This window comes from Stenotrophomonas sp. S41 (genome assembly GCF_016624625.1).
GTDB lineage: Bacteria > Pseudomonadota > Gammaproteobacteria > Xanthomonadales > Xanthomonadaceae > Stenotrophomonas.
In genome coordinates this window covers 1-8,905 of sequence record NZ_JACVTV010000148.1, presented here as the reverse complement: position 1 = coordinate 8,905, position 8,905 = coordinate 1, and the positions used below count along the sequence as shown (strand labels likewise).

The window sequence follows — 8,905 nt, the reverse complement described above, 5'->3', positions numbered from 1 at the left end:
CCCGGCCGCTTTGCGGGCCCCCCCCCGGGGGGGCCGCCCCGGGGCCGCCACTACCGTCAGGGTACGGGCTGGGCGAGGATCCTGCGCACCGACTGGCCGCTGTGGGTGATCACATCGTCCACCTGCCAGCAGCCGGTGCCCTTGCGGACCATCGGCAGACGGGTCACGCGGGCTTCCTTCCACACCGAATAGCTCAGCGTGACGTCGCCAGCGGTGGCCGAGGCCGGCTTCCAGCTGTAGCGCACGGGGCTGTCGATGTCGCCATCCTGCGCATCCAGCCACGGGTCCGAATCGATGGTGCAGATGCCCTCTTCGCGCACCTGGCAGGCGCGTTCTGCGCGCAGCGCCTTATTGAAGGCCGGGCTGACCAGCGTCGCGGGTGCGTCCAGCACGCGGCCGTCGTCGCCAGAGGTGGCCTCGAAGAAAGCACGGGCCACGCCCGCCGCATCCTCGCAGACCGGGGCTGCGTGCACGGCCGGGGCCAGCAGCAGGCTGGCGATCATCAACATCCCTGTGTTTCGCATGGTGCTCTCCTTGAAGTGGGGACGCCGGGGGGGGGGGCCGCCCCCCCCCGCCCCCCCCCGGGGGGGGGCCGGGGGGGCCCCCCCCCCGGCGAGCGCGCAGCGCGGTAGAGATTACAAGCCGTACCGCTCGATCACATCCAGGTGCGGCTGCCGGTCCTGGTTGCAGGCTTCAGCCAGGCGCAGCCAGCACTGCGGGTGCGACCAGCCGGCGGTGGACTGCTGCAGGTAACGATGCAGCGCAAGCGGCGCATGCCCCTGCGGCTGGGCCACGGTGAACAGCAGGCCCGGCAGCGTGCCCTCGTCCGCATCCGGGTCGGTCACGGTGTAATCCGGGCGGCTGTGCGCCCACACCTGCCAGCCCTGCGCTTCGGCACCTTCCGTGAACGCATTCCAGGCGTCTTCGCCCGGGTGCGCGCCGTCAATCAGCCAGCTCCGCTCGAAGCCACCACGTTCCAGCACGTGCACCTGCGCATAGGTCGGAATGAAGTGCTGGCGCTGTTCTTCCTCTTCCGGCGCCGGGTGCACCAGCGCGGCATCGAACACCACCCAGTCGCCCACCTGCTGGGCACGGTTGGCCGGCGCGTTCTCGACGATGCGCGCGGTCACCGGGCCGGTGCGGCGCGCGTAGTACTCCATCGGCTCGCCCTGCTCCAGGCTGCGGATGATCACCCAGCCCCACGGCTCTTCGACCACGCCGTCCTGGCTGGACAGCTCCATGCCGATGGCCGCGGCCGAGCGGCGCACCGCGTCCCAATCGCGCGCAGCACTGGCCGCGCTCATGTGGTCCCAGTGCGCGGCATTGGGATCCTCCAGCGTTTCCACCAGCTGCGCGTAACAGGCCTGCGCATCGCTGAAGCGGCCGGTTTCCATGTACATGCGCGCCAGCGTGCCACGCGCGCCATGCGAGCCCGGCGACAGCGCCAGCAGCGCCTGTGCGGCCTGCTCCAGCGCCGGCCAGTCGGACACGCGGCGTGCGCGCTGCACCTCGCACCAGTGCGCGAACACCGGCACGCTGCCGCGATAGGTGTCGGCCAGGCGGCGCAGGCCATCGTCGTCGCCCTGCTCGGTCAGCCAGCGCATCAGCGTGTAGGCAGCGGCGCCGTCCTCCTGGGCATGTGCGCGCACGAAGTCCCACAGCAACGCGCGCGCTTCGGTCTGCGCGCCACAGGCGTTCAGCGCCGATGCGGCCACCTCGGCCAGCGCTTCGTCATCCGGGCACTGCGCATGCGCCTGCAGCAGCCACTGCGCCTCGCGCTCGGGATCGCGCGACTGCTGCTGTTCGCCACGCGCTTCCAGCCACGCCAGCAGTTCGGCGGCCGGCACCGGCAGCGGCTCAACGTCGGGCAGTGCATCGATGCGGGCGGCCAGGCCGGCCACCAACGCACCGGCACCGCGGTCCTGGCGCAGCTGTGCCAGGTGGGTGCGGGCCAGGCCAAGCTGGCGCTGCGCCACCCAGCGCGCGCCGCGCTGCAGGGCCAGTTCCAGGCTCAGTGCTGCCAGCTCGATCACCAGACGGTGGGCACCGACGCTGGCGAAGTGTTCGATGATGGTGTTGAAGCGCGTGCCCAGGTCCCAGGTGTTGCGGGCCGGGTCGCGGCTGCACAGCAGCGCCACCGTGTTGGCCCACAGACGCCAGGTGTTTGGGGTCAGTTCGCTCCACGGTACCAGCTGCTGCAGCGCCTCTTCGTCGCGGCCCAGCTGGGCCAGCGCCCACGCGCGCGACAGGCGGCGCGGCACCGTGCAGTTGGCTGGTTCGTACTCGCCGGCAGCGGCCACCTCAGCTTCGCGCTGCTCGATCAGCACCATCGCCTCGTCGGCACGGCCGCTGGCCAGCAGGATCTTGATCTGCATTTCCGGGAAGCTGTCGAACACTTCCTTGCCGCGCGCTTCCACCGCATCGGCCTGCGCCTTCAGGTAATCCAGCGCGTCCTGCGCACGGCCGTCATCGAGCAGCGCGTCGGCTTTCTCGCAGCTCAGGCACTGGAAGCAGGCCCAGGTCGGATCGATGCGCGCCAGCGTTTCGTCGCAGACCTCGATGCGCTCGGGCACCCAGCCCGGGCCGTCGATGTTGCCGTAGCAGGCGGCCAGATCCTGGGTCACGCAGATCGACTGCGGGCATTCCAGGGTGTCCTCGCGATGCGCGCGCTCGAACAGCGACACCGCCTCGCCGAGCGCGCTCTCGCCTTCAACGCGGTTGCCCACGCGGTTGCGCAGCGCCCAGTGGCCGACGTAGACGTCGACCCAGGGGTTGTCCAGCGCCTTGCCCAGCGCACGCGCCTCGGGCAGCAGTGCATCGACGCGGTCGACCTGCAGTTCACTGACTTCGTCGGCAAGGCGGGTCAGCAGGTGTGCGTTCTGCGCCTGGCCGGCCTGGCGCAGGTCTTCCTGCAGCTTTTCGACCCAGTTCCAGATATCCATGGGGGTTGGTGCTCCTGTCTAGCGTGAGGCTGGATGAGAGAAAGTGTGTGCGGTGCTCAGCGCAGCATCTGCTGCAGAGCGCCGGCGATATCACTGAAGGCGCCGTTGAGATCCGGGCCGGGCGTCGCCGCACCGCGGGCCAGCGGGCGGCCCTGCGCGGAGACGATGATCTTCAGCGAGCGCAGCAGGCGCGCGGCCGCCGATGCCTGAGGATGCCCCTCGCGCTGGGCCTGCAGCAGGGCCTGCACGGCTGGGTTGTCCAGGTTGAGGTACAACCGCGACGGTGCGCGCGCCTCGATGCGCGCGGTGAACTGACGCGCAAGGCGCAACGCGGCCATCGACACGCGCTTGTCGTTCTCGTCGTCTTCCAGGCGCTGCTTCAGCTCGGCCTCGCGGTCGGGCACCACCACCACCGGCAACGCTTCGGGACTGAAGCGCGCCGGCAGCAGCTGCTCGCCATCGCCCAGGTGTTCGCCCAGCCAGGCCAGCTGCGCGGCATCCAGGCTGTCATCGGTGCGGAACAGCGCACGGTTGCCCTGCTCGGTGCCCAGCTCCACCAGACGCAGGCCCTTGGCCTGGGTCCAGCGGCGCAGGAACGGCACTACCGCATAGCGATGGCCGTGCGCGACCGGCACGCCCATCGCGCGGAACAGCATTTCTTCAAAGCCGCCGCCGTTGTCGAGGATCACGTGCACGGCACCACGCGCGGGTAGCGCGCTGGCCGGCAGATCGCCCTGCGAGGTCGGCACGCGCACGTGTTCCAGCAGCAGCTCGAACAGGCGCTCATCGCACAGCGCCGCACCCAGCAGCGCCTCGTTGTGGCGGGCCAGCACGCGTCGCCATGCTTCAGGCTGCTGCCGCGCGACCTCGGCCAGGCCGTCGATCAGCGCTTCCAGCAGCGCGTGCTGCACAGCGCGGTACTGGTCGTCGCGCTGCAGGTCCTCGCGGCTGGCGGTCGGGGTCAGGCGCGAGGATTCGATGACCCCGCCGATGAAGCCCGCCCACGGCGGCAGCAGGTCGCGCGCATCGTCGTCGAGCAGCATGCCGCGCACGAACACCGACAGATTGCGGTTGTCGCTGGTGCCGTAGGTGGCCCCATCCTGCACCCACAGCATGCCAGTGGCATCGCTGTCGGCGTCGGCGCGCAGCGGCACGGTCACGATGGGTTCGAAATCATGCTCGAACCGCGCGGCGAACTGCAGCGCCTGGCGACGCGCCTGCACCGGGTGCAGCGCCACCTCGCCCTGCCCGCGCCACGGCGGCGGTTCGGGGTTGAGGGCCTCGGCGGCGGCACCGATGAAGATCGGTTCGGACAGCAGCGCGCAGTAGCGGCCCAGCACCTCGTACAGGCGCGCCTCGTTGGCCAGCGGCAGGAAATCAGCGTGCAGCTCCAGCTCCACTTCGGTGCCGACGGCGCGCGCCGGCACTTCGCTCACCGTGTACTGCTCGGCGTTGCTGGACACATACAGGTGGCCCAGCTCCGGTGTCTGGTAGGAGGTGGTGCGCACGCTAACGCGGCGCGCCAGCACGAAGGCCGAGAGGAAGCCCAGGCCGAACATGCCGATCAGGCCGTCCTGGTCATCACCGCCCTGGCGCAGGCCACGGGTGTAGCCGACGCCGACGGTGGCCAGGTAATCGTGGATTTCCTGGCGGGTCAGGCCGGCGCCGGTATCGGTGATGCGCAGCACGCCGGCGGCGGCATCGACCTGCACCGAGATGCGCGAGGGCAGCTCGATGCCCGGCTGCTCGAGGCGGCGGCGGATGATCGAATCGTGCGCGTTCTGCACCAGCTCGCGCAGGGCCACCATCGGGGTGGAATACAGGTGCTTGCCCAGCACCGTCATCAGTCCATTGAGATCGACCCCTGCGCGGCGGATTTCGGCGGCGGGGGTGCTGAGCGTCGGGTCCTGCATGAAATCGGTTACTCCTTGCCACACAAGGCGCCAGGAGGCGCCGTCGTCGAGCCGGGAAAACTAGCACAGCGAAGCTGACCGTTACTGCATCGGACGTGTGTAGAGCCGAGCCCATGCTCGGCTGCTGTTGGCGGAAAAGCAGCCGAGCATGGGCTCGGCTCTACAGAAAAGCGGGAGAAGCAGTCGAGCAAGCTCGACTCTACGGGGCGCGCGTCACGCGGCGTCGATGGCCTCGGACAGGCGTTCGACCGCGATCACTTCCATGCCCTTCACCGTGCCGCCCTTGGGGGCGTTGGCCTTGGGCACGATGGCGCGCTTGAATCCGTGGGTCGCCGCTTCGCGCAGGCGGTCCTCGCCATTGGGCACCGGGCGGATCTCGCCCGACAGGCCGACCTCGCCGAAGGCAATCGTCTTTTCCGCCAGCGGCCGGTCCTGCAGCGACGACAGCACGGCCAGCAGTACCGGCAGATCGGCGGCGGTCTCCTGCACGCGGATGCCACCTACGACATTGACGAACACGTCCTGGTCGCCCACCAGCACGCCGCCATGACGGTGCAGCACCGCCAGCAGCATGGCCAGGCGGTTCTGCTCCAGGCCAACGGCGACACGGCGCGGGTTGGACAGCGGCGAGGCATCGACCAGCGCCTGCACTTCCACCAGCAGCGGCCGGGTGCCCTCGCGGGTAACCATCACGCAGCTGCCCGGCTGATGGGTGCTGGCACCGGACAGGAAGATGGCCGACGGGTTGGACACTTCCTTCAGGCCCTTGTCGCCCATGGCGAACACGCCCAGTTCGTTGACCGCGCCGAAGCGGTTCTTGAACGCGCGCAGCAGGCGGAAGCGGCTGCCGCTCTCGCCTTCGAAATACAGCACGGCGTCGACCATGTGTTCGAGCACGCGCGGGCCGGCGATGCCGCCCTCCTTGGTCACGTGACCGACCAGGAACACGGCGGTGCCGGTTTCCTTGGCAAAGCGCACCAGCCGCGCGGCGCTCTCGCGCACCTGGCTCACCGAGCCGGGCGCCGCAGTCAGCGTTTCGGTCCACAGGGTCTGCACCGAGTCGGCCACGATCAGCCGCGGGCCGGCCTTGGCCGCGTGCTGCAGGATCGACTCGACGCCGGTCTCGGCCAGCGCGTTGACCCCATCCAGCGGCAGTTCCAGCCGGTGCGCGCGGCCGGCCACCTGGGCCAGCGACTCTTCGCCGGTGACGTACAGCACCGGCAGCACCGCCGCCATCTTCGCCACCGCCTGCAGCAGCAGGGTGGACTTGCCGATGCCCGGGTCGCCGCCGACCAGCACCACCGCGCCCTCGACCAGGCCGCCGCCCAGCACGCGGTCGAACTCACCGATGCCGGTACTGACCCGGCGGTGCTCGGTCTGCTCGACGTCCTTCAGCGCGGTGATCTTCGGCGAATCGATCTTGCCGGCCCAGCCAGCCCGGCGCGACGCAGGCGCCTTGGCCGCCGCCGCGCTCTCCAGCACGATTTCCGACAAGGAGTTCCAGGCGTTGCACTCGGTGCACTGCCCCTGCCACTTGCTGTACTCGGCGCCGCATTCGTTGCAGACATAGGCAGTGAGGCGGGCTTTGGCCATGGGGCAGGACTTCGGTGCGGGGAGGTGAAGGAGGATAGCCGAGCCCAGTCGCAGGCGCTGCGACCCCCAGCATGAGGGCGGCCCGGTCATGACATCTCCCAATATGAGATGAACATCACACTTTGATGCTCTAAAGTGCAGCACCGCGCGGCCGCTATAGTCCGCGCCTCCGTGCCCCCTACTCCGCCCCCGAAGGACGTTCAATGACTGGCACCTACAGCCAGAGTCTGGTTGTTTTCTCGCTGCTGGTCGCCATGCTGGCGTCCTATACCGCACTGGACATGGCCGGCCGCCTGGCCACGACCGAAGGCCGCGTGGCCCGGTGGTGGCTGACCGGCGGCGCCCTGGCCATGGGCCTGGGCATCTGGTCGATGCACTTCGTGGGCATGCTGGCGTTCAACCTGCCGATCCCGATCGGCTACGACCTGGCCATCACCCTGTACTCGCTGGCGGTGTCGGTCTGTGCTTCGGCCTATGCGCTTTGGCTGGTCTCGCGCCCGCAGCTGCCCCGCCGCCGCCTGCTGGCCGGTGCGGTGCTGATGGGGCTGGGCATCGCCACCATGCACTACCTGGGCATGACCGCGATGCGCATGCAGCCGGGCATCGACTACGACCCGCTGTGGTTCATCGCTTCCATCCTGATCGCCATCGGTGCGGCGGGTGCCGCGCTGTGGATCGCCTTCCGCCTGCGCAAGGAGGGTGAGCGCACCCTGCGCCTGCGCCTGCTGGCCTCGCTGGTGATGGGCCTGGCCATCGTCGGCATGCACTACACCGGCATGGCCGCCGCCCGCTTCCCCGATGGCAGCATCTGCGGCGCAGTGATCGACGGCGGCATCGACAGCCGCTGGCTGGCGGTGCTGGTCATCGTCACCACCCTGGGCACCATCGGCATCGCCCTGGTCGCGTCGCTGTTCGACCGCCAGATGCGCGAGCGCACCGGCCTGCTGGCCGAATCGCTGGAAAAGGCCAACGACAAGCTGCTGCAGGCCGCCCTGCACGATCCGCTGACCCAGCTGCCCAACCGCATGCTGCTGCAGGATCGCATCGAACAGTCCATCGAGAAGGCGCGCCGCCGCAACCACGGTCTTGCCGTGATGTTCTGCGATCTGGACGGCTTCAAGGCGGTCAACGATGCCTATGGCCACCAGCTGGGCGACCGCCTGCTGGTGCGCATGAGCGAGCGCGTCAGCAGCCTGCTGCGCCCGCAGGACACCTTCGCCCGGCTGGGCGGCGACGAGTTCGTGATCGTGCTGGCCGTGGATGAGCCGGACGACGCGGTGGTCGTGGCCGAGCGCATCATCGCCGCCGTGGCCGAGCCGTTCCTGATCGACGCGGCCGAACTGCAGGTGAGCGCCAGCCTCGGCATCGCCCTGTACCCGGACGACGGCGCCACCGAGCGCGAACTGATGGCACACGCCGACGCGGCGATGTACCACACCAAGGACGGCGGCCGGAATGGCTATACGTTCTTTACCCCGTCGATGCAGGTCAGCGCCAACCGCCAGCTGCGGCTGCTGCAGGACCTGCGCCGCGCCGCCGACCGCGGCGAACTGCGCCTGCATTACCAGCCCAAGTTCGTCGCCGCCGGCACGCCCGCGGTGGGCGCCGAGGCCCTGCTGCGCTGGGAACACCCGGAGCTGGGCATGCTCGCCCCGGATGTGTTCATCCCCATCGCCGAGCGCAGCGGGCTGATCCTGCCGATCGGCGACTGGGTGCTGGACCAGGCCTGCGCGCAGCTGCGTGCCTGGCACGATTCGGGCCACCCGGAATGGACGATGGCGGTGAACCTGTCGCCGCTGCAGTTCTCCTCGCCGTCGCTGGTGGACAACGTGCGCGACGTGCTGGCCCGCCATGCGATCGCACCGGAACGGCTGACCCTGGAGATCACCGAAACCACCGCGATGAAGGACGTGGAAGCCAGCCTGGCCATCCTCAACGACCTGACCGCGATGGGCGTACACATCTCCATCGATGATTTCGGCACCGGCTATTCCAGCCTGCTGTACCTGAAGCGCATGCCGGCCACCGAGCTGAAAATCGACCGCGCGTTCGTGCGCGACCTGGAGCAGAACGCCGAAGACGCGGCCATCGTGTCGTCGATCGTGGCGCTGGGGCGCTCGCTGCAGCTGCAGGTGGTGGCCGAGGGCGTGGAAACGCGCGAGCAGCAGGAATACCTGAGCGGGCTGGGCTGCGACCAGCTGCAGGGATACCACCTGGGCCGGCCGATGGACCCGGACGAATTCCTGCGCAAGGTGGGGTGAGCCGGGGTCGGATCCCTTTCCGCAGGAAAGGGCTCTGACCCCAAATGCATCCACGCATGGCGTGGATCTACCAGGTCGCAGGGGTCGGATCCCTTTCCGCAGGAAAGGGCTCTGACCCCCAAGATGCATCCACGCATGGCGTGGATCTACCAGGTCGCAGGGGTCGGATCCCTTTCCGCAGGAAAGGGCTCTGACC

Annotated in this window: 5 protein-coding genes; 1 reads left to right on the top strand and 4 read right to left on the bottom strand. The window is 69.4% G+C overall.

Annotated features, from left to right (window positions below; translation table 11 throughout):
- Nucleotides 1-56: 56 nt before the first annotated feature.
- The 4 genes from IAE56_RS19650 to radA form a co-directional block, all read right to left on the bottom strand.
- The gene (locus IAE56_RS19650; protein ID WP_200753691.1) at nt 57-524 is read right to left on the bottom strand and encodes a hypothetical protein; all 468 of its coding nucleotides are present in this window, start codon (nt 522-524) and stop codon (nt 57-59) included.
- Nucleotides 525-635: 111 nt separating this feature from the next.
- Nucleotides 636-2,942 (bottom strand): tetratricopeptide repeat protein, encoded by a 2,307-nt coding sequence (locus tag IAE56_RS19645; protein WP_200753690.1) that lies wholly within the window; start codon nt 2,940-2,942, stop codon nt 636-638.
- Between the two features lie 56 nt (nt 2,943-2,998).
- Complete coding sequence (locus IAE56_RS19640) at nt 2,999-4,855, bottom strand: ATP-binding protein (RefSeq protein WP_200753689.1); 1,857 nt, start codon at nt 4,853-4,855, stop codon at nt 2,999-3,001.
- Between the two features lie 213 nt (nt 4,856-5,068).
- Entirely contained in the window at nt 5,069-6,448 is a 1,380-nt protein-coding gene (gene radA, locus IAE56_RS19635) for a DNA repair protein RadA (protein WP_200753688.1), read from the bottom strand.
- 203 nt (nt 6,449-6,651) lie between these two features.
- Here radA and IAE56_RS19630 point away from each other — a divergent pair, with 203 nt between their 5' ends.
- Entirely contained in the window at nt 6,652-8,709 is a 2,058-nt protein-coding gene (locus tag IAE56_RS19630; RefSeq protein WP_200753687.1) for an EAL domain-containing protein, read from the top strand.
- Nucleotides 8,710-8,905: the final 196 nt, after the last annotated feature.